Annotated in this window: 23 protein-coding genes and 1 pseudogene; 10 read left to right on the top strand and 14 right to left on the bottom strand. The window is 51.5% G+C overall.

The window, feature by feature from the left end:
- Positions 1 to 142: 142 nt before the first annotated feature.
- The 5 genes from guaA to BD749_RS17570 all read left to right on the top strand — a co-directional run bounded on the left by guaA (position 143) and on the right by BD749_RS17570 (position 6,429).
- Entirely contained in the window at positions 143 to 1,672 is a 1,530-nt protein-coding gene (gene guaA, locus BD749_RS17590) for a glutamine-hydrolyzing GMP synthase (RefSeq protein ID WP_101446931.1), read from the top strand.
- A 199-nt stretch (positions 1,673 to 1,871) separates the two neighbouring features.
- Positions 1,872 to 3,575, top strand: coding sequence for an ABC transporter substrate-binding protein (locus BD749_RS17585; protein WP_245869408.1), 1,704 nt, complete (start codon positions 1,872 to 1,874; stop codon positions 3,573 to 3,575).
- Between the two features lie 74 nt (positions 3,576 to 3,649).
- Positions 3,650 to 4,945, top strand: a complete 1,296-nt coding sequence (gene hemL, locus BD749_RS17580; protein WP_101446927.1) for a glutamate-1-semialdehyde 2,1-aminomutase — start codon at positions 3,650 to 3,652, stop codon at positions 4,943 to 4,945.
- A gap of 298 nt (positions 4,946 to 5,243) precedes the next feature.
- Positions 5,244 to 5,780, top strand: a complete 537-nt coding sequence (dcd, locus tag BD749_RS17575; protein WP_101446922.1) for a dCTP deaminase — start codon at positions 5,244 to 5,246, stop codon at positions 5,778 to 5,780.
- 211 nt (positions 5,781 to 5,991) lie between these two features.
- Positions 5,992 to 6,429, top strand: a complete 438-nt coding sequence (locus BD749_RS17570; protein ID WP_101446920.1) for a hypothetical protein — start codon at positions 5,992 to 5,994, stop codon at positions 6,427 to 6,429.
- A gap of 62 nt (positions 6,430 to 6,491) precedes the next feature.
- Here the strand turns inward: BD749_RS17570 and gldC are convergent, their stop codons facing one another.
- Positions 6,492 to 6,833, bottom strand: a complete 342-nt coding sequence (gldC, locus tag BD749_RS17565; protein WP_101446918.1) for a gliding motility protein GldC — start codon at positions 6,831 to 6,833, stop codon at positions 6,492 to 6,494.
- A gap of 78 nt (positions 6,834 to 6,911) precedes the next feature.
- On the opposite strand from gldC, the gene BD749_RS17560 reads away from it, so the two are divergent.
- On the top strand, positions 6,912 to 7,946 hold the full coding sequence (locus BD749_RS17560) for an endonuclease/exonuclease/phosphatase family protein (RefSeq protein ID WP_101446916.1): 1,035 nt from the start codon (positions 6,912 to 6,914) through the stop codon (positions 7,944 to 7,946).
- Positions 7,947 to 8,014: 68 nt separating this feature from the next.
- Here BD749_RS17560 and dnaN read toward each other — a convergent pair whose 3' ends face one another.
- From dnaN to BD749_RS17525, 7 genes are all read right to left on the bottom strand, one after another.
- A complete protein-coding gene (gene dnaN, locus BD749_RS17555; protein ID WP_101446914.1) occupies positions 8,015 to 9,139 on the bottom strand; it encodes a DNA polymerase III subunit beta in 1,125 nt (374 codons plus the stop codon).
- Positions 9,140 to 9,245: 106 nt separating this feature from the next.
- On the bottom strand, positions 9,246 to 10,946 hold the full coding sequence (gldG, locus tag BD749_RS17550) for a gliding motility-associated ABC transporter substrate-binding protein GldG (protein ID WP_101446912.1): 1,701 nt from the start codon (positions 10,944 to 10,946) through the stop codon (positions 9,246 to 9,248).
- Positions 10,940 to 11,668 carry a gliding motility-associated ABC transporter permease subunit GldF gene (gene gldF, locus BD749_RS17545; RefSeq protein ID WP_101446910.1) on the bottom strand — a complete coding sequence of 243 codons (729 nt, stop codon included), beginning with the start codon at positions 11,666 to 11,668 and terminating at the stop codon, positions 10,940 to 10,942. Before gldF ends, gldG begins: the two co-directional genes overlap by 7 nt.
- An 8-nt stretch (positions 11,669 to 11,676) precedes the next feature.
- Positions 11,677 to 12,588: a gliding motility-associated ABC transporter ATP-binding subunit GldA gene (gene gldA, locus BD749_RS17540; protein WP_101446908.1), complete on the bottom strand. Its 912-nt coding sequence runs from the start codon at positions 12,586 to 12,588 to the stop codon at positions 11,677 to 11,679.
- Positions 12,589 to 12,686: 98 nt separating this feature from the next.
- Entirely contained in the window at positions 12,687 to 13,391 is a 705-nt protein-coding gene (locus tag BD749_RS17535; protein ID WP_101446906.1) for an SDR family oxidoreductase, read from the bottom strand.
- Positions 13,392 to 13,453: 62 nt separating this feature from the next.
- Entirely contained in the window at positions 13,454 to 14,167 is a 714-nt protein-coding gene (locus BD749_RS17530) for a hypothetical protein (protein ID WP_101446904.1), read from the bottom strand.
- 79 nt (positions 14,168 to 14,246) lie between these two features.
- Positions 14,247 to 14,954: an SDR family oxidoreductase gene (locus BD749_RS17525; protein ID WP_101446902.1), complete on the bottom strand. Its 708-nt coding sequence runs from the start codon at positions 14,952 to 14,954 to the stop codon at positions 14,247 to 14,249.
- Between the two features lie 116 nt (positions 14,955 to 15,070).
- Here BD749_RS17525 and BD749_RS17520 point away from each other — a divergent pair, with 116 nt between their 5' ends.
- Positions 15,071 to 15,802, top strand: coding sequence for an MlaE family ABC transporter permease (locus tag BD749_RS17520; protein ID WP_101446900.1), 732 nt, complete (start codon positions 15,071 to 15,073; stop codon positions 15,800 to 15,802).
- Positions 15,803 to 15,831: 29 nt separating this feature from the next.
- A pseudogene (locus BD749_RS17515) lies at positions 15,832 to 16,575 on the top strand (ABC transporter ATP-binding protein); the annotation flags it as partial.
- Between the two features lie 259 nt (positions 16,576 to 16,834).
- Here the strand turns inward: BD749_RS17515 and BD749_RS17510 are convergent.
- The 4 genes from BD749_RS17510 to BD749_RS17495 form a co-directional block, all read right to left on the bottom strand.
- Positions 16,835 to 18,145, bottom strand: coding sequence for a NupC/NupG family nucleoside CNT transporter (locus tag BD749_RS17510; protein ID WP_101446898.1), 1,311 nt, complete (start codon positions 18,143 to 18,145; stop codon positions 16,835 to 16,837).
- A gap of 102 nt (positions 18,146 to 18,247) precedes the next feature.
- A complete protein-coding gene (locus tag BD749_RS17505) occupies positions 18,248 to 18,847 on the bottom strand; it encodes a bifunctional nuclease family protein (protein WP_101446896.1) in 600 nt (199 codons plus the stop codon).
- Between the two features lie 17 nt (positions 18,848 to 18,864).
- Positions 18,865 to 19,845, bottom strand: a complete 981-nt coding sequence (locus tag BD749_RS17500; protein WP_101446894.1) for an electron transfer flavoprotein subunit alpha/FixB family protein — start codon at positions 19,843 to 19,845, stop codon at positions 18,865 to 18,867.
- Between the two features lies 1 nt (position 19,846).
- A complete protein-coding gene (locus BD749_RS17495) occupies positions 19,847 to 20,587 on the bottom strand; it encodes an electron transfer flavoprotein subunit beta/FixA family protein (protein ID WP_101446892.1) in 741 nt (246 codons plus the stop codon).
- A 68-nt stretch (positions 20,588 to 20,655) separates the two neighbouring features.
- Here BD749_RS17495 and BD749_RS17490 point away from each other — a divergent pair, with 68 nt between their 5' ends.
- Positions 20,656 to 20,988, top strand: a complete 333-nt coding sequence (locus BD749_RS17490) for a tetratricopeptide repeat protein (protein ID WP_180336453.1) — start codon at positions 20,656 to 20,658, stop codon at positions 20,986 to 20,988.
- Between the two features lie 250 nt (positions 20,989 to 21,238).
- On the opposite strand, the gene BD749_RS17485 is transcribed toward BD749_RS17490, so the two are convergent.
- Positions 21,239 to 24,682 (bottom strand): pyruvate carboxylase, encoded by a 3,444-nt coding sequence (locus BD749_RS17485; RefSeq protein WP_101446888.1) that lies wholly within the window; start codon positions 24,680 to 24,682, stop codon positions 21,239 to 21,241.
- Between the two features lie 326 nt (positions 24,683 to 25,008).
- On the opposite strand from BD749_RS17485, the gene BD749_RS17480 reads away from it, so the two are divergent.
- Positions 25,009 to 25,728 (top strand): SDR family NAD(P)-dependent oxidoreductase, encoded by a 720-nt coding sequence (locus BD749_RS17480; protein ID WP_101446886.1) that lies wholly within the window; start codon positions 25,009 to 25,011, stop codon positions 25,726 to 25,728.
- Between the two features lie 96 nt (positions 25,729 to 25,824).
- On the opposite strand, the gene BD749_RS17475 is transcribed toward BD749_RS17480, so the two are convergent.
- Positions 25,825 to 26,679 (bottom strand): HAEPLYID family protein, encoded by an 855-nt coding sequence (locus tag BD749_RS17475; RefSeq protein ID WP_101446884.1) that lies wholly within the window; start codon positions 26,677 to 26,679, stop codon positions 25,825 to 25,827.
- Positions 26,680 to 26,816 lie beyond the last annotated feature (137 nt).

The raw sequence follows: 26,816 nt of genomic DNA, 5'->3' as shown, positions 1-26,816 counted from the left end.
GTCCAGAGGTCCAACTACACCAGAACCGAGCGTGAACGCTCGCGCCATACTCGACTACCTCGCCGGTCAGGCGCAAAACTCTACATCAAAACATATCTCCCCTATTTTTGGCAAAAAAGCCTAAAGTGCCTTACCTTTGCGCATGCCAGAAAAAATACTGATTCTCGACTTCGGCTCCCAGTACACCCAGTTGATCGCAAGACGGGTGCGCGAGCTAAATGTGTATTGTGAGATTTACCCTTACAATAATGTTCCGGAACTAACGGAAGATGTCAAAGGCGTTATTCTATCGGGCAGCCCCTGCTCGGTGCGTGACCAAGAACACCCTACCATTGACCTGAACCAATTCATGGGCAAGCTCCCATTGCTGGGTGTATGCTACGGGGCGCAACTGATCGCCCACGAGCACCAGGGCGAAGTAACTCCTTCCACCATCCGCGAATATGGCCGTGCCAGACTTTCAGAGCTGCACACTGCCAACCGCCTGATGAAAGAACTCACACCTGGTTCGGTAGTGTGGATGTCGCATGGTGACACGATCAAAGAAATTCCTGACAATTTTGAAGTAATAGCCAGTACGGAAACCGTTCGCGTGGCCGCTTACAAGCTGCGCGACCAGGAGACCTACGGCATTCAGTTCCACCCGGAGGTAACACACTCCGATGAAGGCAAGACCCTGCTTCGCAATTTTGTGGTGCACATCTGCGGTTGCCAGCAGGACTGGACTTCCGAGCAGTTCGTGGATGCGACTGTAGCCGAGTTGAAGCAGCAGTTGGGTAACGATAAGGTCGTGCTCGGCCTCTCCGGTGGTGTGGACTCCAGCGTGGCAGCCATGCTGATTCATCAGGCGATAGGCGAGAACCTGTACTGTATATTTGTTGACAACGGACTGCTGCGCAAAGACGAGTTCGAATCAGTGCTCGACTCCTACAAGCACATGGGGCTGAACGTGAAGGGCGTGGATGCCAAAGACCGTTTTTACTCCGCACTAGCCAGTATATCAGACCCCGAAGGCAAGCGCAAAGCCATTGGCCGCGTGTTCATTGAGGTGTTCGACGACGAGGCACATAAAATTGAGGGCGTGAAATGGCTCGGCCAGGGCACGATCTACCCGGATGTGATCGAATCGATGAGCGTAAAAGGTCCTTCGGCTACCATCAAATCGCACCACAACGTAGGCGGTCTTCCTGACTTTATGAAGCTGAAAGTGGTAGAGCCACTCAAGACGCTCTTCAAAGACGAAGTGCGTCTGGTAGGCAAAACACTGAAAATTGACGACAACATCCTCGGCCGCCATCCTTTCCCTGGTCCGGGTTTGGCTATCCGCATACTAGGCGATATCACTCCGGAGAAGGTACAAGTACTACAGCAAGTGGATCATATCTTCATCAGCAACCTCAAAAAATCGGGTCTGTATGACGAGGTATGGCAGGCAGGCGCTATCCTGACGCCGGTACAATCGGTTGGTGTGATGGGCGATGAGCGTACTTATGAAAATGTAGTGGCCCTTCGCGCCGTGACCTCCATTGACGGCATGACAGCGGACTGGAGCCGTTTGCCGTATGAGTTCCTGGCCGATGTGTCGAACGAGATCATCAACAAGGTAAAAGGCGTTAACCGCGTCGTGTACGATATCAGCTCGAAACCACCAGCTACCATCGAGTGGGAGTAATTTAATGGAGTGATTTGGTGATTGAGTGAGTTAGTGATTGGTTAAATTGTTAAATGGCTGAATTGTTGATCTGGTTTCAGCGAAGCTGCTGCTAGGTAGCGTGTAGGTTCAGTATTTGATTTGATTGAATTAATCACTCGCCAAATTAACAATCACTCATTCGCTAAATCACTCAATCACTCAATCAAAATAAAACAACATGAATAGAAGCTTTTTGAAGCATACAGCGGGTATGTTGCTGCTGGCTGCACTGGCACTTCCGGCACAGGCCCAGCAAGACTTCAGCACGACCTATGGCAATGGCAAGGTCCTGATCGAGCGGGAGCAATACGACAAGGCCATGGCCGAACTTTTGCCGATCACCCAGGCTGGCCCGAAAAATCAATATGCTCCTGAAGCCTCTTACCTCTATGCCGTGGCGGCACTGAAGGCAAACAAGCTGCCCGAAGCCCGCCGCATGCTGCAGCAGTTGCAGGGCCAGCACCCTACCTGGCCAAACCAGACGGAAGCAAGCTACCTGCTGGCCAACGTACTTTTTGAACAAGGCGAATTCGAACAAGCACTTGCAGAGCTAAGCAGCTTGTCTTCCAACAAGCTGCAAGCCGATGCCGAAAACCTGAAGCGGCATTACCTAATGCGCATCACCGACCGCGAAACTTTCGAGCAGCTTTTGCAGCGTTATCCGGACGATAAGGCCCTTGCGCAAACCTTCGCTGACAAGCTTTTGGCAGGATGGTATCGCCCCGAAGACAAGTCAACCCTCGAAAACATTGTATCGAAGCACCGGCTGGATCGCAACCGTTACCTCAGCGCCAACGCCATGCGCAAACAGGCTTACACCGTAGCTGCGCTTCTGCCCTTTCAGTTGGACCAGGACCTGGGACAGGCCGCACGCAAAAACCAGTTTGCCACCGACCTTTACGCCGGCATGAAAATGGCGCAGGACTCTCTCAAACGACAGGGCATCAACATTAACCTCTATGCCTACGATGCCGGTACGGATACCACAGCCGTGAAACGCATTCTGGAGACTCCAGAGATCAAAAGCATGGATTTGCTCATTGGCCCCGTTTATAGATCTTCTGCAAAAATAGTAAACCGTTTTGCGGCTCAAAACAACGTTAACGTGATTAATCCGCTTTCGCAGGACCTGGAAGTCGCCGGTGAGAATCCGAATATCTTCTTGTTCGAATCGTCGGTGGCAACGCAGGCACGGCAGGCAGCAACGTATGCTTATAACACCTTCGAGCCGAAAACAGCTATCATTCTGTACGAAGACAGCAAAGACGACATCGCGTTTAGCCAGTACTACCGCGAACAGTTCCTGAAGTTAGGAGGGAAAATAGCCGCTTATAAAAAGATCAACTCCAAGCAGACCTCCGCAACGGCTGCTGTCTTTAAAGAGCTGAAACTGGAGGGCATTGGGCATTTGGCTGTATTCTCCGATCAGATGACAGCTGCCGCAAACACAGTAAGCACCCTGCAGGCCAGAGCAGCCACGCTCCCACTGCTCACATTCGAAAACTGGTTAGGTATAGGCCAGCTGACGCTGCGCCAACTGGATGACCTGGAGATCTACTTCGTTAACCCGAAATACGTGGACCAGATGAACTCCGTCGTGCGCCACTTCCGCAAAAGGTATGCTGCCAGGTATAACATGCCGCCTTCGCCCTATGCTTATGCCGGTTTTGAGATGATGTACTATTTCGGGACCCTGCTCCAGAACTATGGCCCACGCTTTAACCTGGCTTTGGGCTCCGAAGGACTAAGACCGGGTGTATTTTACAAAGGTATAGGCTACACCGACCGCGCAGCCCTAAATGAAGTGCGGCGCGACAACCAGTACATCCCAATCACCAAACTGGAGAACCTGCAACTGACTGTCGTGAATCCGGTATTTTAGAGTCGCAGCCAATCCAAAACAGGTATAGCACCTGAACCAAATCATTGTTTTTAACTATCTAAGAACACAGCATTATGAAAATAGCGCCTATCAGCGAAGAACTTTTCCAGCGTGCACAACACTCCATACCTGGCGGTGTAAACTCTCCTGTTCGTGCCTTCCGGGCCGTGGGTGGCAATCCGCGCTTTATGGTGTCGGCCAAAGGACCTTACATGTTTGACGAAGACGGCAACCGTTACATTGAGCTGATCAACTCCTGGGGGCCCATGATCCTGGGCCACGCCGCTGAAGTAGTGCAGGAAGCGGTGCTTAAGGCTATACCTAACTCCCTTTCTTTTGGAGCCCCTACCCGCAAAGAAATTGAGATTGCGGAGCTGATCGTGGACATGGTGCCTTCTATTGAGAAGGTGCGTATGGTAAACTCAGGTACCGAGGCCACCATGTCGGCTGTGCGCGTGGCCAGGGGCTATACCGGCCGCAACAAAATGATCAAGTTCGAAGGCTGCTACCACGGCCACGGCGACTCATTCCTGATCGCTGCCGGAAGTGGCGCTATTACCCTCGGAGTGCCGGACAGCCCGGGTGTAACCCAGGGCGTGGCCGCCGATACACTCACCGCTCCTTATAATGATCTGGAGGCGGTTAAGAGACTGGTGGAAGCCAATAAGGATCAGGTAGCTGCCATTATTCTGGAGCCAGTGGCCGGCAACATGGGCCTGGTGCTTCCGGAGCAGGGTTTCCTGCAGGGCCTCCGAGACCTTTGCACCAAAGAGGGCATTGTACTGATATTTGATGAAGTGATGACGGGCTTCCGCCTGGCACCAGGTGGCGCGCAGCAACTGTTTGGTGTTACGCCGGATATGACCACACTCGGTAAGATTATCGGGGGCGGTATGCCTGTAGGCGCCTACGGAGGCAAAAAAGAGATCATGAACTTTGTAGCCCCGGCCGGACCAGTATACCAGGCAGGCACCCTGTCTGGCAACCCGATCGCCATGTCGGCCGGTATGGCCATGCTGCAGTACCTGCAGAGCCACCCGGAGGTATACACCAATCTGGAGCAGACCACTTCCAACATGGTGAACGGCATGAAGCAGAACATGCAGGAACTTGGCATGAACTACACGATCAACCACGTGGGCTCCATGTTCAGCATCTTCTTCACAGAACAACCCGTGACCGATTTTGAAAGCGCCAAGACCTCTGATACAACTATGTTCGGGCGCTACTTCAACAGCATGCTCCAGCACGGCGTATACCTGGCCCCTTCGCAGTACGAATCACTGTTCGTATCCACCGCCATTACTGATGACCTGGTGCAAGAATACCTGCAGGCAAACCGAGAAGCACTTCAAGAAGCCAGCAGATAAAGTATAGCTCCTTAAGAATCACAAAATAAAGACGACAGCTCTGTAACGGGCTGTCGTCTTTATTTTGTGATTATAAGCGTATCATAGCTCCCTCTAAAGCGCGTTAATACTTGAAAGGAGGCATTGGTCCGAAGTCTTTTCAGGATTGCTATAACAGCAAATGCCCATTTTCTCACAGAGTCGGATTCAAACATTCAGCAATTTAGCTATTCATCAATTTAACAATCCAACAATCAACAATTTAACAATTCAACACTCGTCAATTTTACTTACTTTTACGGTCATAACATCGCACCCCATGATTCTTACAGATAAACAGATTTTAGAAGAGATCGAGAAAGGCACTATCCTGATTGAGCCATTTAAGCGCTCCAGCCTGGGCACGAACTCTTACGATGTACACCTGGGCCGCTACCTGGCTACATACCGCAACGAGGTGTTGGACGCGCGCCATCACAACGAAATTGACGTGTTTGAGATTCCGGAAGAAGGATTTGTACTACAACCGAACACGCTATACCTGGGCGTGACACTGGAGTATACTGAAACGCACGCCCACGTGCCTTTCCTGGAAGGCAAGTCAAGTGTTGGTCGTTTGGGTATAGACATCCATGCCACTGCCGGCAAAGGCGATGTAGGCTTCTGCAATACCTGGACCCTCGAGATCTCGGTGACCCAGCAGGTGCGGGTGTACTACGGCATGCCTATTGGCCAATTGATCTATTTCGAAGTAAAAGGCGGCATTGAGAATTATTACAACAGCAAATCCAACGCAAAATATAATAACCGCACCACAAAGCCCGTTGAGTCGATGATGTGGCGGAACGAGTGGTAAAATCCAAAAAAGATTAAAAAAAGAGGTCAAATACTGTTGTATTTGACCTCTTTGGCATTATTTCTGTTTTATATAGCCTGTATTCGACTCTGAAGATTTAGCAAAAAAAGTTTTAAACGCCGGAATCATTTACAGACTGCCCACGTTTTTAAACTGTGCAATCCCAGAAAAGAATCTGATAAAGCACTGACAACACCAAAACACTACAATTATGAAAAAGCTACTGGTAATGACATTGATGGTATTCGGAACTGTTTATGGCGCTTTTGCCTCAGGTAACAACGCTGCAGCTGTTGCCGAGAAGCGTGCCAACCACCTTTCTGAGCAGATGATTCGTGAACTTCGTCTGAACAACTACCAGTCGAACAAAGTGAGAGAGATCAACCTCGATGTAGCTGCCCAGATCACTGAAATTGAGCAGCAGCACGCTGGTAACGAGCAGCTGATTACTGAAAAGTGCAAAGACATCCTGGCAGCGCGTGACCTGCAGTTTGAGGATATCCTGAGCACCGTGCAGTATAACGATTACTTCGGTGATCGTAAGATGTACTCTAAAGTTGACCGTGAGTTCGTGACAAGCATGAACGAGGAAGGCTCCCAGAACATGGCCGCTGATCAGAAAAAGGCGCTTGCCACACGTGTGAACTAGTCCAATCTGAATTTTTAAATTATAAAAGCCACCTCTTGAGGTGGCTTTCGTTGTTTAAGGGCTTAGTTGTTCTGCTTTCTGCGTTCTTCTTCTACGTGGTTCATCAGGTCCTCGCACAGGGCGCGCATCTTATCGGCCATTACTTTGTCGCTGGTGGCGGTTGCAATGCTCTGCGCCATGGCACCAATTGTATCGATGTAGAAATACTTCATTTCATCAACAGGCATATCCTTTGTCCAAAGGTCGATCTTCATGGTTCCCGCTTCATCACGATCCCAAAGGGAGATGTTGATGGCTTTGGCAAAGTGGATTTTCTCACCTGCATCAGTTGCTCTCCAGCTGATGGCTTCCGGTATTTTCTGCTCGTCTAGGGCAATGCTAAAGTATATTTCAGACTTCTTCATTTTTGCTTCTTTTTAAACTTTGGACTATATATATCTCGTACTATGCTTGAATACTAAAACCAAGTACAAAGTTACGCGATGCGCTACGGAATAAAAACCTTCTTTTTCCTTTTTAGTCTGGCCATCCTTTCGGGATGCGCCAGCTTGACCACATCCAGTAAAAAGCAGAAACTATACACGCTTGCTTTTTATAACACGGAGAAGCTCTACGATACCCAAGACGACCCAAAAACAGACGACGATGGCTTTACGCCAGGTGGCATCATGCAGTGGGACCAGGACAGGTATAAGACCAAGATACGGAACATAGCAAAAGTGATTGAAACCATTGGCGGGAAAAGTGGCCCTGATATCCTCGGATTAGCTGAAGTGGAGAACCGCCAGGTGCTCGACGATCTGGTAAGCTCCTCTCCCCTTCGCAAACGCCGATACGGCATTATCCATTACGACTCACCAGATCCTGAAGGGATGGATGTGGCCTTGCTCTATAATCCTAGAGTGTTTAAACCAACCTCCCATACAAACCTGCCCATAAAGTTTTCGGAGAAAGGATTTGCCTCGCGTGGGGTACTGCAGGTAAAAGGCACTCTGGCTGGTGAGCCGGTGACAGTATACGTGACCCATTGGCCTGAAGACCGCGGCAGCAAAACCCTTGGCAATGCCCGCAGAAGAGAGGCGGCAGCTGAGCTGCGAAAGCAGATAGGCGCGCAGCAGAAAGCGGACAAAAATGCTAAAATAATTGTGCTGGGCGATTTTACGGATGAGCCAAAGTCCACGAACATGGAAAAGGTGCTGAGGGCAACAGGACGACCTAACCCGGCTTACAACGAAGAACTTTTTAATACCTTTTACCTATGGTACGTGCAGGGCCGCGGCAGCTTCCATACCCGCAACGATAACAAAATGCGCGACCAGATCCTTGTATCCAAATCGCTCTTAAATACTCGGGGTGGACTATATTATGCCCATGGGGCTGCCTTCATCCATGACCCGGAGTTTGCCAAGTTCACATTCGGCAGGTATAAAGATACGCCCCGCCAGACCTGGTCCGGCACCCTCTACCTGGGTGGCTATAGCGACCACTTCCCGGTATACATTAAGTTGCAGAAGTAGGTATAGCCTGTAAACAGAGAAGGCGGACCAAATAGGCCCGCCTTCCTGCATTAGGAGAAATTATCTTCTTATACGTAATTGTTTAGCATTACAGGCATCACCAGCATCAGAACATTTTCATTATCCTCGTTGGCAAGCGGCATTAGCAGACCGGCACGGTTCGGTGTAGACAGCTCAAACGATATTTCGTCAGCGTCGATGTTATTCAGCATTTCGATCAAAAACTTCGCGTTGAAGCCGATTTCCATGTCCTCACCATCATACTGGCAAGTCAGGCGCTCGTTTGCTTCGTTAGAGAAATCCAGATCTTCGGCAGAAACCTGCAGCTCAGAGCCTGACAGTTTCAAACGGATCTGGTGCGTAGTTTTGTTTGAGTAAATAGAGATACGACGCACAGAGCTTAATAGAGCAGCACGGTCAATTACCAGTTTGTTCGGGTTCTGCACAGGGATTACGTTCTCGTAGTCTGGGTAGCGCTCGTCAATCAGACGACAGATCATGCGGATGTTGTCGAAGCTGAAGAACGCGTTGGACTGGTTGAACTCCATACGCACCGCAGTAGCCTCAGAAGGTAACGTAGACTTCAGCAGCGTGAAAGCCTTGCGTGGAATGATCAGAGAAGCCTCCTGGCTGGTGGCGATGTCCGTGCGACGGAAACGCAGCAGACGGTGCCCGTCAGTGGCTACGAAGGTAACATTATCAGAACGCAGCTGCACGAAAATACCTGTCATGGCTGGACGAAGCTCGTCGTTGCTCACTGCAAAGATGGTCTTGTTAATGGCACGAGATAGCACGTTAGAAGGTATCTCGATGGCGCTGCCGCCCTTCACCACAGGTACACGCGGGAAGTCAGTGGCGTTTTCACCAGAAAGCTTATAGCGTCCGTTTGAAGAGCTGATTTCAATGGTATAGGTCTCTTCGTCGATAGTGAAGGTAACTGGCTGGTCTGGCAGGTTCTTCAGCGTCTCGATCAAAATTTTGGCAGGGGCAGCAATGCGGCCACTCTCCTTTGCTTCTACCTGCAGCTCGGTGATCATGGAAGTTTCCAGGTCACTGGCTGTGATGGTCAGGGTGCTGTCGTTGATTTCGAACAGGAAGTTCTCAAGGATAGGAACCACCGGGTTGTTGGTTACCACACCGTTTATGCTGGCTAACTGCTTCAGGAGAGCAGATGAAGAGACGATAAATTTCATTATGTATAGCTATAATGTTATTTGGACAAAGTTAAAACTTTTTCGCATTTATGCTAAAGCAGCGGCCTGGCTTTTTCACAATTTCTTTACATACAGGGCGAAAAATTTAGAAGCGCTCGTAGCGACGCTTGCGCAGGTAGTAGCGCACCACCCCAAACAAGGCCAACAGCACGATCGGAGCCACGATATTGAGCAACTGCCAATAGGTACGCTCCTCCTTTATCCGCACCCTATCCAACGGCCGCAGCTGAATTTCTTTGCTGCGTACGTTGATCAAGCCTTCTGAATCCAGCAGGTAATGAATGGTGTTCATAGCCAATTCGCGGTTGGCAAAGGTTACGTTGTTATATCGGTCAAAGCCCAGTTCATAAGCCTGACCAGTGCGTGGATTTACATCGTTGCGCACGAGGTCGCCATCCGAGAAAACTGCTATTTTGGTTGGCACTCCCTGCTCCTTTACTTGTGCGTTTGCCACTCCCTCAGGAGCTCTTCTGTTACGGAAGAGCGAGGTAAAGGCACCTTCCAGCAGATAACCCACTGGCTGCGGTCCCGCCTGGTACTGCTCCGGCTTCACTTCCATACGGGCTTCTTCAAGCGTAAGCGGTACGGGGGCTTGCATTACACGTGAGTATACAGAGGTATAGACTAACGGTGTTTTGCGGATACCATCGGCACGCACGGTGTCCATGGTGCCAATAAACTTACTGTAAACGGCGTCGATGTTGCGGGTAATCGGGTGTTTAGCAAAGTTGTTGAGCAGCGGGTAGAAGCGCCAGTTCGTCATTTCGGTCTGTGGCCGCTCACCCATATAGCCCGTCACGACAGGTATAAAGCCTGAGTTCAGGTCCATGATCATAGTTGGATTGAGACGCACCCCATACCGGAAAAGCATATCGTCCAAATTGAGATTGTAAGGCATCGCAAACATACCTCCTGCTCCTACGCTATCCATATTCGCATTGAGTGCATCCACAAAAAACACTGCCTTGCCCCCGTTCATGATGAACTGGTCGATCTTATACTTGTCAGCCTCGGTAAAGGCCTGCGTTGGTTTGGCAATGATGATCAGGTCCAGGCCCTGCAGCGAAGGGATGTCGCGCAGCTCGCCGCGGGCTACCCGGTAAAACTCCTGCAAAGAGCCCAGTAGATCCGTCACGTTCTGCGTCTCCAGTTGCCCCTGTCCGCTGATGTAGCCGATGGTTTTGCCACCCTGGAAGGCCATTTTACGGATAGCTGTGGCCAGTTCATACTCCACGCCTTCTACTGACTGGTTCAGGCGTTCGTCAGGCGAAGCGGCCAGGTTGCCTTTCAGGAGCATCACGCCGGTTTCTTTGCCTTTGTACATCACGCGAGCACCCGGGAACACCAGGCGCTCCACCTGCTTGCCGCCCTCGTTGGCTCGCAAATTAGTGGGTTGTATACCTGCCTGCGCCAACTTCTGAAAAAACTCTGTTCGTTCTTTCTCATCCGATATATCGTTCGGATCGATGAATTCATAGCGCACATTGCCGCCCGCGTAAATGCGGAACTCGTCCAACGTCTCGCGTACGGACTGCTGTAGGCGCTTGAAACCTGCCGGGAACTCGCCCTCCAGGTATACCTCTACAAACACGGGCTCTGGCAGCTCCGACAGCATCTGTTTTGTGACAGGTGAGATGGTGTAGCGCTTGTCCTCAGTCAAATCGAGGCGGAAAAAGAAGTTGGCGGCCAGTATGTTGAGCAGCACAATGGCTGCTAACGCGATCAGAAAGCGGGTCAGGTCGCGGCTGCGCTTGCTCTTGTGTGTCGTTGCCTGCTCTGTTACCATTTTCTGCTGCTCAATACAAGTTTGGTGGAAAGAATCATGATCGCGATCACACTCAGAAAGTACAGCACGTCACGTGAATCGATCAGCCCTTTGCTGATGGCGGAATAGTGGTACTCTATACCTAGCTGACTGATAAAATAGCTGTAGCCGCCCCACATAGGTATAGAAGCGATCAACTCGAAACCTGCGTAGAAGATGTAGCAGAGGAAAATAGCGATAACAAAGGAGATGATCTGGTTATCTGAAACAGAAGAGGCGAACACACCGATAGCTGCAAAAACGCCAGCCAGGAACACAAGCCCCAAGTATGAGCCCACCACAGCGGCCGAGTCTACGTTGCCCTGCGGGTTACCGAGTTCATACACGGTATAGTAATAGATCAGCGTAGGTATAAGGGCGAAGAGTGCCAGCAGTAGCGCCGCAAAGTACTTGCCCAGGATCAGTTGCAGATCAGAAATCGGCTTGGTGAGCAGGAGTTCAATCGTGCCTTCCCGCTTCTCCTCGGCAAAGGTCCGCATGGTGATGGCCGGTATCAGGAACAGGAACAGCCAGGGTGCCATGTTGAAGAGCGTCTGCATGTCGGCAAAGCCGTAATCGAGCACGTTGCTCTCGGGGAACACCCACATGAACATGCCAATGGCCACTAAAAACACCATAATCACAATGTAGGCGATCAGCGTATTCAGGAAGCCGTTAAATTCTTTTTTAAGTATAGCGAGCATAGGTATACCTATTTCGTCAGTTGTTGGAAAATCTTTTCGAGGGAGTTTTCTTCGTGGCGCAGGCCTACCAGCGGCCAGTTGCGCTCGGCAGCCACCCGGAAAAGGGTTGCCCGGATATCGGTGTCTTTGCGGGAAACTACCCGGTAGGTAGTGCCCTCGGCCAAGGTTGCGCCCAGTACGCCCGGCACCTGCTCGAGCACCTCCACAGGTATAGGCTGCTCAAATTCCACAAGGGTTGTCTTCTCGTTACGGGCACCGGCCTGCAGACTAGCCACGTCGCTATCGGCCACCAGTTTGCCACGGTTGATGATCACGACACGGTCGCAAATGGCGGTCACCTCCTGCATAATGTGCGTCGAGAAGATCACGGTTTTGTCCTGCCCGATGCGCTTGATCAGGGAACGTATCTCCACGATCTGGTTAGGATCGAGGCCAGTGGTCGGTTCGTCGAGGATCAGCACTTGCGGATCGTGCACCAGCGCTTGTGCAAGGCCAACCCGTTGACGGTAGCCCTTGGAAAGCGCTCCGATCTTCTTGCCCTGCTCCAGGGTGAGGCCGCAAAGCTCCACCATTTCGTGCACCCGCTCCTTTGCCAGTCGCCCTTTCAGGCCGTAAACAGAAGCCACAAATTGCAGGTACTCGTGCACATACATGTCCAGGTAGAGGGGGTTGTGTTCCGGCAGATAACCTACGTTGCGGCGCACGGCGATCGGGTCTTGCAGCACATCGTAACCGGCTACCAAAACGGTGCCCGCGCTGGGTGGCAGGTAGCAGGTGGCAATCTTCATGGTCGTGGACTTGCCGGCACCGTTAGGCCCCAGGAAACCAAGTATTTGCCCCTGCGAGACCGAAAACGAAATATCATCGACAGCCCGTTGCGACCCGAAAAGCTTGGTGAGATTTTTTACTTCAACTGACATCTGTATAGAATGAATAATGACGAATTATTAAACATTCGTCATTATTAATTATGCATTAATTCGGCATGCAAAGCTACAAAAGCTGTTCCACATTATGGCTATACCTGTTTCCGGCCTTTTGGCATCAGCGGACGCACCTCAATGTCCACGTGGTGGTAGTTGGCGTGCGACTCCAGACAGTGTATTATGGTAGAGGCGATATCCTCCGGACGCATCATGTTATCGTTCACCGTCACGCTGTCGATGTTGTCAAAAAAGTTGGTTTGCACCGAACCAGGGTAGATGCAGGTCACTTTCACGCCGTAGTCGCGCACTTCTTTGTAGAGTGAGTGCGAGATGCCGCGCACCGCATGTTTGGTGGCGCAGTAAGCCGACATCTGTTCTATACCTGTCGTGCCGGCTATAGACGAAATGTTAATGATGTGGCCTTCGCCTTGCTGTTTCATACCTGGCACAACCAGTTTGGTGCAGTAGAAGAGGCCATGCACGTTGGTGTCGAACATCAGGTGCCATTCGTCCAGGCCCTGGTCTTCGAGCGCGGCCGAGCGGCCCAGGCCGGCGTTGTTCACCAGCACGCTGACATGTCCTCCGAAATGCTCCACGGTGTGCTTATAGGCCATTTGCACCGAATCGGCGCGGCGCACGTCGCATTCCACAAATTCGAAGTTTTGGTGCTGCACCTCCGGGGCTGTTCTTCCCCAGCCCGCTACTTTAGCGCCCTGCTCTAAAAGCGCCTCAACTGTCGCCAGGCCTATACCTCTGCTTACGCCGGTTACCACGGCTATTTTTCCTTCTAATTTCATCGTTTGTCGTCCTTGTGTTGTACCCGAAACCGTTTATAGCATCAAAGCGATTTACAAAACTATTACAACCTGTAGAGCAGGCCCAGCCGAAATACTCTGGTATATAATTTCATGTCAGCGCCATCCATATTAGCCCGGTAGTTTTTGATTCCATGAGCATAGCTCATAGATACGCCAAAATGCCCGCGGTAGCCTGCTATACCTAGTCGTGGCCTGAAATCAGTGATAGACTCACTGCGGTCTTCTCTTATTTTAATTTCAGTGCCGTCTTCCATTGTCGCTTCCGATCGTTCCTTCATCTGCTGGCTAAAGCCAATGTCAGAGCCCAGGGTCAAGTCCAGATCTACTTGCCTTTGCGTGATTCGCCAGCCTATGTAAGGATGCAGGTTGATGTAATTGGCAATAATAACTGCTTTGCCGTCAGCGGGATGTATCATAGAAGAGCTGTGTGACCAGACACCGTAAGCTTTATCTATCTTAGCTGTTGTACGCAGTTGCTCGTACCCCAACTGCGTGCCAAGCAAAAAGCCTTTGGAAGTCACGTATTGCCCCTGTAGGTTGGCACCATACGCTATATTATACCTACTTCCATACGGATTACTGACGCCTGGGCCGTGTCCCCAGCTACGGCTAAGGCTTAAACCGGTAGTTCTGGTAGCTGACTCTCCGCCGAATCTCGAGATGCCGGAATTCAATTGAGCCCCAATTTCCAGCTTTTGCCCATAAGCCACTGCTGTGCAGCATAAACCCAGTAAAAGCAGGTATAGTGTTTTCATACAGAATTTGGATTGTCGGTAAACTTCCTCACATATCACCTTCACACTTTATAACTTCTAAACTTTATTGCTTTCTAACTTAAATGTCTCCCAGTTGTGGTCTGATCAGGATCTCCTCTACCACGCTGTTCGGCGACATGGTATAAGCCCCATGGATCGCCATGGCCACATCTTCGGACCGCATGAAGCGCTCTGGTGGCAGGTCCACGCCTTCCCAGCTGGCCGTGAGGGTTGCCCCGGGCAAGATAGCCGTAACGCGTACCCCATGCTCCTTCATTTCCTCACGCAACACTTTGGTCATTCCCAGCAGGGCAAATTTAGAGATACAGTAGGAGCCGCCGTTGGTATAGGGCGTGATGCTGGCTGTGGAGCACATGTTGAAGATATGGCCGCTCCGGCGCTTTTTCATATCCAGCACGAAGGCTTTGGTGATGTAATAGGCGCTGTAGAGGTTCGTGTTGATCATCATCGGAAGCGCCGCATCGTCTTCCTCGTGCACTTTGCCAGGTATAAACAGGCCGCTGTTATTCACGATCACCTCGATTTTCACTTTCAGGTCTTTTACATAGGCGATAAAGTTTCGCAGCGAGTTCATATCGCTCAGGTCAGCCTCCTGGAAAAAGACTTTGGAGAAGGTATAGCGCTCCTCAATCTCCAGCTTGAGTTTATGCAGGTCGTTCCCGTTTCGGGAGCAGGTGATGATGTGGAAACCCTCTTTTGCAAATTGCTCGATTACGGCCCGACCAATGCCCTTTGTGCCACCCGTCACCAAAATATACTGCTGCATGTGCTCTATATAGTTTTTAGATAATACGTTTTCAGAATTTAACCGTAATATAGGCATTTAAACAGTATTTTTGTTTAGAAGCACGTTTAAAACCCTGTTTAACACGTATCGCCTGTATGCTACAATCCTTTGGGAAATACCTGCTGTTCCTGCAAAGCCTCTTCATCCGGAAAGAGTCGACCAAGATTCTGTTCGGCCGCACAATCGACGAGGCTATTCTGATCGGCATCAACTCCATATTCATCGTCGCCATTGTCTCCACCTTTATCGGGGCTGTTACCTGCGTGCAGGTGGCCTATAACCTGGACAATGCGTTTATCCCCCGTTCCACCATTGGTTTTATGGTGCGTGAAATGACTATCCTCGAACTGGCTCCCACTATTACCTCGATCGTGCTGGCTGGCAAAGTAGGCTCCAGCATTGCCGGCGGGCTGGGCACCATGCAGATTACCGAGCAGGTAGACGCCCTCGAGGTAATGGGCATAAACTCTGCCTCATACCTGGTGCTCCCGAAAGTGGTGGCCGCCATTATGGTGTTCCCGATGCTGGTTATCCTGTCGATGTTTCTTTCGATATTGGGCGGTTACCTGGCCGGCACAATTTCCGGTGAGCTGACACCCCAGGAGTACATCACCGGCATCCGCGACGGGTTTATACCTTACAACATTACCTTTGCCCTGATCAAATCGGTGGTGTTTGCCTTTCTGATTTCATCAATCTCCTCATTCAGAGGGTACAACACCCGCGGCGGGGCCCTGGAGGTAGGAGCTGCCAGTACCTCTGCCGTAACCAGCAGTGTCATCGCCATCCTGATCGGCGACTTTGTATTGGCTTATGTGCTGCTTTAGGCCAGCCAGTTTAATTTTTTGTAAAACACATGATCGAAATACACAACATACATAAAACCTTTGGCGACAAGAAAGTGCTGGATGGGGTAAGTGGCGTCTTTGAGACCGGCAAGACCAATCTGCTGCTCGGCGCCAGCGGTACCGGCAAAAGCGTGCTGCTCAAATGCATTGTGGGCCTCATCAAACCCGACCTGGGCAGCGTGACCTTCGACGGCACCTACTTCACCAATAACAAACTCGACATCCGACAGGAGATCCGCCGCAAGATAGGTATGCTCTTTCAGGGCTCTGCACTGTTTGACTCCATGACCGTGGAGCAAAACGTGGAATTCCCGCTCAAGATGCTCACCGACATGAACAAGGATGAGCGCATGGAGCGGGTAAATTTCTGTTTGAAGCGTGTGGGACTGGAGGGTGCCAACAAAAAGATGCCCTCTGAAATAAGCGGTGGTATGAAAAAACGTGTGGGTATAGCCCGCGCCATTGCCCCAAACTGTACCTACCTGTTCTGCGACGAACCCAACTCCGGCCTCGATCCGCAAACGGCACTCAAGATTGACGAACTGATCAAAGAGATTACCGAGGAATACAACATCACCACTATTATCGTGACGCACGACATGAACTCCGTGATCGAAATCGGCGACAAGATCTTTTTCCTGTACGAGGGCAAGAAGTTGTGGGAAGGCACCCGCGACGAGATCATGGACACGGATATTAAAGAACTCAACGATTTCATTTTTGCCAACCGCCTGATGCGCGATGCCAAGAAAGTAGAGGAAGAAGAGCGCGAAGAGGAAGAGGAACGCCTGCACCACCAGCCAGCTGCTCAGGAAAACAATATGGCTCCTCCGGCAGATACGCCAAACGAACCTCAACCCCAGAATCCGGAGGGACCAGCTGCCACTACGCAAACAGGCCAGAATCAGGTATAAACCGGTGCAATAGCTGGTATACCACCTGGCCCAGTGATACAAAAAAGGCTCCCGCTATACCTTAGCGGGAGCCTTTTTTGTATGGAAAATTTCTTGCTTAGAAGTCCAGACCGAACAGCATACCTGCTACGGTAGCCGTCATCATACAGGCAAGCGAAGCTCCAAGTAAGGCGATGAAACCGAGCTTGGAAAGCTGCCCCTGTTGGTTAGGCGCCATGCTGCCGATACCACCTATCTGGATGGCGATCGAGCTGAAGTTAGAGAAACCCGCCAGCGCGTATGTTGCCATTACCAGGGCCTTAGGTCCGAGTGTGCCCGCCTCTTTCATGTTAGCCAGGTCCAGGTAAGCTACGAATTCATTGATGGCAGTTTTCTGTCCGAGCAAGCTGCCTACCTGCAGGGTATCGGCCCACGGCACACCCATGATAAAGGCAAACACCCGGAAGATCTGGCCCAGAATATATTGCATGGAAAATCCGTTGAACTGACCGTTCGTACTGGCTACCACCATTTCGTTCAGACCAGTCCACACACCGATCATATCGGTCAGGATGTAGTTGACCAGGGCGATAACCGCGATAAAGGCTAGCAGCATGCCACCTACGTTCGCAGCCAGGCGAAGCCCGTCTCCCGCCCCCCTTGACAGCGCATCCACCAGGTTCACGCCCAGTTGCTCCTGGTTTACTTCCAGTTTGTTTGAAATCTCCTCGTGTTCTGTTTCAGGCACCAGAATTTTGGCGAGCACAATACCAGCCGGGGCATTCATGATAGACGCCGTCAGTAAGTGAGCTGCAAAAATTGCCTTTTGAGCTGGATCGTCTCCTCCCAAAAACGACACATAAGCCGCCAGCACACCACCTGCCAAAGTGGCCACACCACCTGTCATCAAGCACATTAGCTCGGAGCGCGTCATGCGGGCTATGAACGGACGCACCAGCAGCGGGGCCTCAGTCTGGCCCAAAAAGATGTTGCCCGCGGCAGAAAGGCTCTCAGGGCCAGACAGGCGCATCACTTTCGACATCACCCAGGCAATGCCGTAAACGATCTTCTGGAGCACACCGAGGTAGTACAGACCAGCCGACACGGTGGAGAAGAAGATGATAGTCGGTAGAACCGAGAATGCGAAAATAAAGCCCAAACCACCGTTATTAGATGGATCGGCCAGGTTGCCAAAAAGGAACTGCGCACCAGCCTGCGAGAAATCCAGAAAGGTAACGAAACCCTCGCTCACGTAAGCAAAGCCTTTTGCCACCACGGGCACTTGGGTGACCAATACGCCAAACAGAATCTGTAAGCAAACACCGTAGCTTACGAGTCTCCAATCAATGTTTTTGCGGCTTTTAGAGAACGCAAAGGCGATGGCAATAATGGCTAGTAGGCCAAGAAGCCCTCTGAAAATATCGAACATGCTGTGGGACAAAATTTGGCCAAAAGTAAGGCGAATATCTGTTAAAACAAAAAGTCCCACTCCGATTAGGGGCAGGACTTTTAAAGTATAGCGTATGTTATGCTAGTTTCGCTTGTTCAACTCGTCGCGGATCTTGGCGGCACGCTCGTAGTCCTCTTTTTCAAGGGCCTCGTTAAGCATCTTGTTCAGGTCGTCGACTGACGTCTGGTTGAGCGGCTCTTTGGCACTCGAAGTGGTTGAAGACGTGCTTTTCACAGCCATTTCTTCGTTTTCATCCTCCTCTTCTTCCAGATCACTCAGAATAATGCCAGCCTCCGACAGCACACTTTCCACTGTGTAGATAGGCACCCCAAAGCGCAGCCCGATGGCAATGGCGTCGGACGGACGTGCATCCAGTTCGAACTCCTTCTCGCCGTCGGTGCACATGATCTTGGAGTAGAACACGCCCTCTTTCAGGTCGGAGATCAGGATCTCGGTGATGTTCACGTTCATCTGCTCGGCAAAGGTCTTGAACAGATCATGTGTGAGCGGACGGTTTGGGTTGATTTTTTCTATCTGTATGGCAATGGACTGCGCCTCGAACATGCCGATGATGATCGGCAGCCTGCGGTTTCCATCACGCTCGCCCAACACCAGCGCAAACGATCCCGTCTGCGATTGGCTGGAGGAGAGCCCGAGTATCTCTAGCTGTATTTTTTTCACAATTGTGCTCTTCTATTCTATTTGTCTAAAGCTTTGGCAGCTTCAATTAATTTAGGAAGTACCTCCAGCGCATCGCCAACTATGCCATAATCAGCGGCTTTGAAGAACGGCGCCTCCGGATCCTTATTAATAACGACAATCACTTTAGAAGAGTTAACCCCCGCCAGGTGCTGGATGGCACCCGAGATGCCCGCCGCGATGTACAGGTTAGGGCTCACAGTGATACCAGTCTGGCCCACGTGCTCGTGGTGCGGTCGCCAGCCGATGTCAGACACAGGCTTGGAACATGCAGTAGCTGCTCCCAGTTCTTTGGCCAGTGTTTCGATCAGGTGCCAGTTCTCCGGGCCTTTCATGCCACGTCCGCCCGATACCACGATTTCAGCCTCTGGCAGCAACACGCCACCGTCGGTATCCTGCATCACGGTCTCTTTCGGGGCGGCTGCAAAATCAGACTCCGCCAGATCAGCCGACAGTTTCTCTACTGTGGCAGTTGAGCCCGCGTTGCTGATGATGTCGGTGCTGTTTTTCTTCACAGCGATGATTTTCACGTCAGACGTAAGGTTTACGTCCGCAAACGCCTTGCCCGAGAACACACCGCGTGTCACGATGAAGTTGCCGCCGTCCATCTTAGGCAGCTCGGTTACGTTGGTTGCCAGTGAGCCGTTCAGACGAACAGCCAGCTTGGAGCCTACCGCTGCACCGATGTTGGAGTTGGAGAACACCAGTACTTTGGCGCTTTCCTGCTGGGCCGCTTTCGCGATCACTTTCACGTAAGCATCGGCTACAAACTGCTTCAGGCGGTCGTCGGCGTCGTACAATACTTTGCTGATGCCTTGCTCGCCTAGTTTGGCCAGCGCCTCTTCGTGTACATCGCCGATGGCTACCGCTGTGGCGGTTGTACCCATGGCTTGCGCTACCTGGCTGCCGTATGATGCTGCCTCGAGTGAGGACTTTTTGATCTCTCCGTTCAGACCTTCTACAAATACTAATACAGACATATTACAGTACTTTAGCTTCGTTTCTCAATAGTTTAATCAATTCGCCGGCGTTTTCCGCGTCGATCAGCTTCACGCCGCTCTTTTTCTCGGGCTTGCTGTAGTTCACGTACTCCGACTTGGCTTCGCCGCCTGCAGGCTCCACTACTTTGAGTGGCTTGGTGCGGGCTGTCATGATGCCGCGCATATTCGGGATGCGGGGCTCGCACATCGGCTGCTGGGCGCTGGCTACGAATGGCAGTTTTACTTCCACCACTTCTTTGCCACCTTCTATTTCACGCTCCAGGCGGGCTGTGCTGTCGTCCACCATGTCCAGTTTAAAGGCTGGCGTAACAGACGGAATGCCCATCATCTCGCCCACCATGTTGTGCACCTGGAAGCCGTTGTAGTCGATGGACTCTTTGCCCATTAGGATCATATCATAACCGCCCTCCTTGGCTACGGCAGTAATCTGCTGCGCTACGAAGTAAGCGTCTTTTGGGTGTGCGTTCACGCGGATGGCATCGTCGGCACCAATGGCCAGTGCCTTGCGGATGTTCGGCTCTGCGTCGGCTTCGCCTACGTTTAATACGGTTACGCTGCCGCCTTTGGCCTCTTTCAGCTCAATGGCACGGGTCAGGGCGTACTCATCCCAAGGGTTGATCACGTACTGCACCCCGTTCTTGTCGAACTCTTTGTTATCTCCAGTAAAGTTGATTTTGGAAGTAGTATCCGGAACGTTACTGATGCAAACTAATATTTTCATATAATAAAATGTTAGCTTATTAAAAGTTAAATTTGATGCGAAGTTAGTTAAAATATAGCCAAATGGAAATGTCTCAAAATAGATTGCTGCAACTCTTCCAATTCTACAAAGAGGACCCCAACGACCCGTTCACGATATATGCGATTGCGACAGAATTGCGCAGTTCTGAGCCGCAGAAAGCAATGGAATACTACGAAAAATTGCTCAACGAACACGAGCGCTACGTAGGTACTTATTACCATGCTGCCAGTCTGTACGCAGAACTTGGGCAAAACGATATGGCAGAGCAAACTTATAAGAAAGGAATGCTCGTGAGCCGCCAGGAAGGCAACATGCACGCTTTCGCCGAACTCCAGCAGGCCTATAACAAGTTCATGGGTCTTGACTACGAAGACGAATAGCCGTCTGCTATACGTTACTGTGGTACCGTTTCAAAAATAGTATGCATGCATCACATTTGCAAGCCATACTAGTATAACTTTCTCTATGCTGCTTATGTTTAGAGCAACTTGGACTGAAGGTCCTGCAGCGGCCTTTGTCCCATCGAATCGCCACATCCATCGCATACTTTAAAAGCGAGGGCGTTTACCTGCCACCCCGCGTGAAGGGGAAGAGATAAACGCCCTCGTATTCAGGCTCAACAGGTATAGCCTAGCTCAAACTCACTACCAAATCGTCGGTATTTACCAAAGAACCTTCGGCCAGGTGCAGGTTGCCGATTTTGCTGGCCTCGGAAGCGGTGATGGTGGTTTCCATTTTCATGGCCTCAATCACAAACAGTGGGGTGTTTTTCTTCACTTCCTGGTCTTTCTCCACCAGTATCTTCGACAGCAAGCCCTGCAACGGCGCCCCGATGTGTTTCGGATTGCCTTTGTCGACTTTCTGGTGCTGCACCCGCTCCACTTTCACCGACTTGTCGCGCACCTCGATGTTACGCGTTTGCCCGTTCAGTTTGAAGAACACAGTGCGCATGCCGTCCTCGTTCACGTGGCCCAGCGACTGGTACTTAATCACTATGGACTTGCCGCGGGCGATGTCGATGATGGCCTCTTCGCCAGGCTGCATGCCGTAGAAGAACAGGCGCGTCGGGATTTTGGAAACGTTGCCGTACTGCTCGTAGTGCTTATGGAAGTCCTCGTATACCTTCGGGTAGAGCTGGTGCGAGAGAAAATCGGTGTACTTCGTGTTCTCGCCGAACTTCTCCTGAAATTTCCTGAACTCCCCTTCCAAATCAATCGGGGCCATGTGCTCGTTAGGTCGGTTATCGTACGGCTGCTCGTCTTTGAGCACGATAGCCTGCAGCTTTTTGGGGAAGCCGCCAACAGGCTGACCCAGGTCGCCGCGGAACAGCGCCTGCACCGACTCTGGGAACGAAATCTGCTCGCCGCGCTCCAGCACGTCCACCGTCGTCAACCCATTCGACACCAGGTATAGTGCCATGTCGCCCACCACTTTGGAGCTTGGCGTTACCTTTACCAAGTCGCCAAACAGTTGGTTTACCTCGGCATAAGTTTCCTTTATCAGCTCCCACTTGTCGCCCAGGCCCAATGCATTGGCCTGCGGACGCAGGTTGGAGTACTGCCCACCTGGAATTTCATGGTGGTATACCTCGGCCGTGCCTGCTTTCAGGCCCGACTCAAACGGATAGTAGTACTCGCGCACCGTCTCCCAATAGTTGGCGTGGCGGTTCAGGCTCTTCTGGTCGAACTCGCGGTGGCGCTCCTGGAAGCGCATGGCCTCCACCATCGAGTTGAAGTTCGGCTGCGACGTAAGTCCTGACATCGAGCCCAAGGCTACGTCCACCACATCTACCCCCGACTCAATGGCCTTTAGGTAGGTGGCCGACTGTATACCTGACGTATCGTGTGTGTGCAGGTGAATCGGCAGCTTCACGGTGTCGCGCAGGGCCTCTACCAGCAAGGTAGCCGCGTAAGGTTTGAGCAGACCCGCCATGTCTTTAATGGCCAGAATATGTGCGCCCGCGTCTTCGAGCTGTTTGGCCAGTTGCAGGTAGTACTCTAAGGTATACTTGGTCTTTTTCGGATTGAGGATATCGCCTGTGTAGCAAATGGCACCTTCGGCCAGACCACCAGTGCGTTTGCGCACGAAGTTGATGCAGGGCTCCATGCTCTTCATCCAGTTAAGCGAGTCGAAAATGCGGAAAATATCCACACCCGTCTCCCACGACTTCTCCACAAAAGACTCAATCAGGTTATCAGGATAGGCCTTATACCCTACCCCATTCGAGCCACGAATCAGCATTTGCAGCAGGATATTCGGTATCGCCTCTCGCAACTCGGCCAGTCGGCGCCACGGGTCTTCGTGCAAAAAGCGCAGACACACGTCGAAGGTTGCACCGCCCCATACCTCCATGCTGAATGTCTGCGGATGATCTTTGGCATAGGCCTCGGCTATTTTAAGCATGTCAAACGAGCGCATGCGGGTCGCCAAGAGCGACTGATGCCCGTCTCGGAACGTGGTATCGGTATAATGGATCTGCTTGTCGTTGCGCAGCCATTTGGAGAACTCCTCGGGGCCTAGCTCGGTCAGCAGGTCTTTGGTGCCGCGCTCGTAGGGTTTGTTCAGGTTGAAGCCCGTGAAATCTGGTTTGGTGAGCACCTTGCTCGGGTCGGGCTTTTTCACGTCGGGGTTGCCGTTCACAATCACATCGGCCAGGAAGCTAAGCAGTTTGGTAGCGCGGTCCTTGCGCTGCTTGAACACAAACAGTTCAGGCTGGTTCTTCACAAAATCCACCGTAGCATCGCCCGAAATAAAGGTCGGGTGTGTGATGATGTTCTGCAGGAACTGGATGTTCTGTTTCACGCCCCGGATACGGAACTCATCGAGCGTTCGCGACATCTTCATGGCGGCATGGCGCAAAGTAGGAGCCTGTGCCGACACTTTCACCAGCAGCGAGTCGAAGAACGGGCTGATCTTGGCGCCCTGGTACACGCTGCCCTGGTCGAGACGAATGCCGAAACCACCCGCACTGCGGTAAGCGATGATGGTGCCGTAGTCGGGCTTGAAGTCGTTTTCGGGGTCTTCGGTGGTGATGCGGCACTGGATAGCCACGCCGTTTGCCCGCACCGTGTGCTGCGGACCGAGCAACACCTCCTCGTGGTCCAGGGTATAGCCGTCGGCGATGAAGATCTGCGTCTTGATCAGGTCGATGCCTGTGATCATCTCCGTTACGGTATGCTCCACCTGGATGCGCGGATTCACCTCGATGAAGAAGATGTTGTTTGTGTGCGGCTCCACCAGAAACTCCACCGTGCCCACGTTGTTGTAGTTCACGGCCTTGCAAATGCGGATGGCGTAGTCGTAGAGTTGCTGGCGTGTCTCCTCGTTCAAGCTAATGGCGGGAGCCACCTCCACCACTTTCTGGAAACGGCGCTGCACCGAGCAGTCGCGCTCGAACAGATGGGTGATGTTGCCGTAGTTGTCGGCCACAATCTGCACCTCGATGTGCTTTGGGTTCTCGACATACTTCTCCAAAAAGAGCGTATCGTCGCCAAACGCTTTCAGGGCCTCGTTCTTCGCCTCAAAAAAGCCTTTCTCCAGTTGCTCGTCGTCTCGAATCACACGCATACCACGTCCGCCGCCGCCAGCCGCTGCCTTGAGCATCAGCGGGTAGCCGATGCGATGGGCTTCCTCCAGGGCGGTTTCATAGGTGTTCAGGTCGAGGTCGTTGCTCTGGATAATGGGCACTTCGCAGCTCACGGCCACTTTTTTGGCCGACACCTTGTCGCCCAGCGCCCCCATCACCTCGGGCCTTGGTCCAATGAAGATAATGCCGTTCTCGGCGCACTTGCGGGAGAAATGCTGGTTTTCGGACAGGAAACCGTAGCCTGGGTGAATGGCATCTACCCCATTTTCCTTGGCGATTTTGATGATGCCGTCGATGTCGAGGTAGGGCTGCAGCGGCTGGTTGTCTTTGCCGATTTGGTAGGCCTCGTCGGCTTTGTAGCGGTGCAGGGAGTAGCGGTCTTCGTAGGTATAGATGGCCACCGTCTGGATGTTGAGTTCGGTACAGGCCCTGAGCACACGAATAGCGATTTCGCCGCGGTTAGCGACGAGTACTTTCTTTATTTTCATGAGTGGTGAGATGTAAGGTATAGCTGCACTATAAATTTTATCAGTTAAGGGCTAACAGGAAAACTATGTTATGCCACAGGTATAAGCCATTAAGATAAACAGGTATAGAAGATGACAGACGGGAAAAGAAAGAGCCTGCCGCTTTGAAAACATCCCTTAATACAGGCTTTTTCAAGATAAGGTTATAATTCAATTTAATCAATATTTGCAGTTTTATACCTTGTTAACTGTCAGTATTTTATCGCTGAACTAGCAATAAAATGAAGGGGGCTTGAACAATGCAGTGATCTGCCAGTTGTTATAGCAAGAGACAGGTAAAGAGCACGATGCGATTTGAAGGGAAGAACATTTTACTAATTGGCGGCACAACAGGCATTGGTTTGGCCATAGCCCAACAGCTGCAGTCGGAAGGTGCGCGCGTATATGTGGCCTCGCGCAAAACCTCTGATGCAATAGAGGAACTAGGTATAGAGCACTTGGAGCTGGATGTGCTGGCATTTGACACAGGCTTTACCAAAGCCCTGCCAAATGAGCTACATGGCTTTGTTTATTGCCCGGGCTCCATCAAACTCCGCCCCTTTGAGCGCATGAGCCTGGAGGACTTCCGGCAGGAGTATGAATTGAATGTGTTGGGCGCGATACAGAGTATAAAGTCCGTGCTGCCCCTGCTCAAGAAGCCAGCCAATGCCAGCATGCTGCTCTTCAGTACCGTGGCCGTCCGGTTGGGCATGCCTTTTCACGCTTCCATCGCCTCCAGCAAAGCAGCCGTCGAGGGACTGGCTGTATCACTGGCGGCCGAGTTCGCCAGCGCGGGTATACGGGTAAACGCCATCGCCCCTTCGCTCACTGCCACCCCCCTCTCCCAGTCCCTGCTGAGCACCCCGGAAAAAGTAGAGGCAGCCAACAAACGTCACCCACTCGGCCGCATAGGCCAACCCGAGGACCTGGCCAAGGCCGCCGCATACCTCCTCAGCGACGATTCCAGTTGGGTAACCGGACAGGTGCTGCATTTGGATGGCGGCATGAGCACCGTCAAAATCCTTTAAAAAACAGCGCCGTTGCTTGGCAACGGCGCTGACAATAAATAAACAACAATCTAAACTTTAAAAATATCAGCAAGTACTTGCTTCACTTCTTATAACTTAATGCTTTTTGTGCCCCGGCTCGTAGATCAGTCGGAAAAAGGTGCTCATACGCTCCCGCTCCTTTGTAACCGGTATACCTGTCACGATGCCGATCATCAGCCCTTCGTTGATCAACAGTCGCATCTGCGGACGCAGCACCATGTCCATATGCCCACCCTGCATTTCCTTGTTCACCTCAAGCCCGACGAAATTGCGTGAGTTCGGTATCATATAATGGGCACTCGTGTTGATCTCGTAGCTGGTTTCCAGTCCGTTGTGGCCAAAGTGGTTGATCAGACGCGGGCCAGTATAGATCAGGGAGTGAAAATTGCTTCCCCATTTTTTGGCCGCCACCAAAAAGGGATTGAACAAAATGCCTTTGAAAATGTCGTCACGTCGAATCTGGTCCAGATCCGTCAGCTCAAACTCGGTGATGTTGCCCAGCGCCATGGAAGCTTTAAGACGCTTGTTCACCAAAAAGGTATACTGCGCTGCCAGCTTCAGGGACTCGATCCGATCAGAAGGGCGGTACACCTCCGGTCGGCGGTCTTTGCTATTAGTTGTGTAAACCGAAACCGGCACTTCAATCTCCAGACCCAGTCGGTCGATCGGCGCCCACTCATACTCCACCAGAAACTCGTAGCGATCGTAGCCGAGGTTGTCGGTCATACCGGCGCCTATGTTCCACTCCTTCTCTCCTTTGTGCGCACCAAGGTCGCGGATCAGGTCAATGTACAGCGGTTCAGCATGGTCCAGCTTCAGTGGCTTTTTGGGTTGCTGCTGGGTGGCAGTGTCAGGTATGGCCGTTTCCTGAGCCATGGCCGTGATGGAAATGGCTGCAAAAAAAATAAGGGCGAAAAAGGTGCGTTTCATAGCGGGTATTCAAACTCGCACGAAGGTATAAGGCTGCTATTAAAAGCATATTAAAAACAGATTAGAAAGGCATTAAACTCTGCTTAAAATATTGGGTGGCAAATTGGTTTCTGAGCGGTATGCGTATCTTTGATCCC

The sequence above is a fragment of the Pontibacter ramchanderi genome (genome assembly GCF_002846395.1).
GTDB lineage: Bacteria > Bacteroidota > Bacteroidia > Cytophagales > Hymenobacteraceae > Pontibacter > Pontibacter ramchanderi.
The sequence above is the reverse complement of the archived record's forward strand: the minus strand, read 5'-3'. Positions and strand labels throughout refer to the sequence as shown.

What these genes read in the sequence shown, in the direction of transcription:
- guaA (WP_101446931.1), top strand. Translation starts at nt 143, where the DNA reads ATGCCAGAAAAAATACTGATTCTCGACTTCGGCTCCCAGTACACCCAG.
- BD749_RS17585 (WP_245869408.1), top strand. Translation starts at nt 1,872, where the DNA reads ATGAATAGAAGCTTTTTGAAGCATACAGCGGGTATGTTGCTGCTGGCT.
- hemL (WP_101446927.1), top strand. Translation starts at nt 3,650, where the DNA reads ATGAAAATAGCGCCTATCAGCGAAGAACTTTTCCAGCGTGCACAACAC.
- dcd (WP_101446922.1), top strand. Translation starts at nt 5,244, where the DNA reads ATGATTCTTACAGATAAACAGATTTTAGAAGAGATCGAGAAAGGCACT.
- BD749_RS17570 (WP_101446920.1), top strand. Translation starts at nt 5,992, where the DNA reads ATGAAAAAGCTACTGGTAATGACATTGATGGTATTCGGAACTGTTTAT.
- gldC (WP_101446918.1), bottom strand. Translation starts at nt 6,833, where the DNA reads ATGAAGAAGTCTGAAATATACTTTAGCATTGCCCTAGACGAGCAGAAA.
- BD749_RS17560 (WP_101446916.1), top strand. Translation starts at nt 6,912, where the DNA reads ATGCGCTACGGAATAAAAACCTTCTTTTTCCTTTTTAGTCTGGCCATC.
- dnaN (WP_101446914.1), bottom strand. Translation starts at nt 9,139, where the DNA reads ATGAAATTTATCGTCTCTTCATCTGCTCTCCTGAAGCAGTTAGCCAGC.
- gldG (WP_101446912.1), bottom strand. Translation starts at nt 10,946, where the DNA reads ATGGTAACAGAGCAGGCAACGACACACAAGAGCAAGCGCAGCCGCGAC.
- gldF (WP_101446910.1), bottom strand. Translation starts at nt 11,668, where the DNA reads ATGCTCGCTATACTTAAAAAAGAATTTAACGGCTTCCTGAATACGCTG.
- gldA (WP_101446908.1), bottom strand. Translation starts at nt 12,588, where the DNA reads ATGTCAGTTGAAGTAAAAAATCTCACCAAGCTTTTCGGGTCGCAACGG.
- BD749_RS17535 (WP_101446906.1), bottom strand. Translation starts at nt 13,391, where the DNA reads ATGAAATTAGAAGGAAAAATAGCCGTGGTAACCGGCGTAAGCAGAGGT.
- BD749_RS17530 (WP_101446904.1), bottom strand. Translation starts at nt 14,167, where the DNA reads ATGAAAACACTATACCTGCTTTTACTGGGTTTATGCTGCACAGCAGTG.
- BD749_RS17525 (WP_101446902.1), bottom strand. Translation starts at nt 14,954, where the DNA reads ATGCAGCAGTATATTTTGGTGACGGGTGGCACAAAGGGCATTGGTCGG.
- BD749_RS17520 (WP_101446900.1), top strand. Translation starts at nt 15,071, where the DNA reads ATGCTACAATCCTTTGGGAAATACCTGCTGTTCCTGCAAAGCCTCTTC.
- BD749_RS17510 (WP_101446898.1), bottom strand. Translation starts at nt 18,145, where the DNA reads ATGTTCGATATTTTCAGAGGGCTTCTTGGCCTACTAGCCATTATTGCC.
- BD749_RS17500 (WP_101446894.1), bottom strand. Translation starts at nt 19,845, where the DNA reads ATGTCTGTATTAGTATTTGTAGAAGGTCTGAACGGAGAGATCAAAAAG.
- BD749_RS17495 (WP_101446892.1), bottom strand. Translation starts at nt 20,587, where the DNA reads ATGAAAATATTAGTTTGCATCAGTAACGTTCCGGATACTACTTCCAAA.
- BD749_RS17490 (WP_180336453.1), top strand. Translation starts at nt 20,656, where the DNA reads ATGTCTCAAAATAGATTGCTGCAACTCTTCCAATTCTACAAAGAGGAC.
- BD749_RS17485 (WP_101446888.1), bottom strand. Translation starts at nt 24,682, where the DNA reads ATGAAAATAAAGAAAGTACTCGTCGCTAACCGCGGCGAAATCGCTATT.
- BD749_RS17480 (WP_101446886.1), top strand. Translation starts at nt 25,009, where the DNA reads ATGCGATTTGAAGGGAAGAACATTTTACTAATTGGCGGCACAACAGGC.
- BD749_RS17475 (WP_101446884.1), bottom strand. Translation starts at nt 26,679, where the DNA reads ATGAAACGCACCTTTTTCGCCCTTATTTTTTTTGCAGCCATTTCCATC.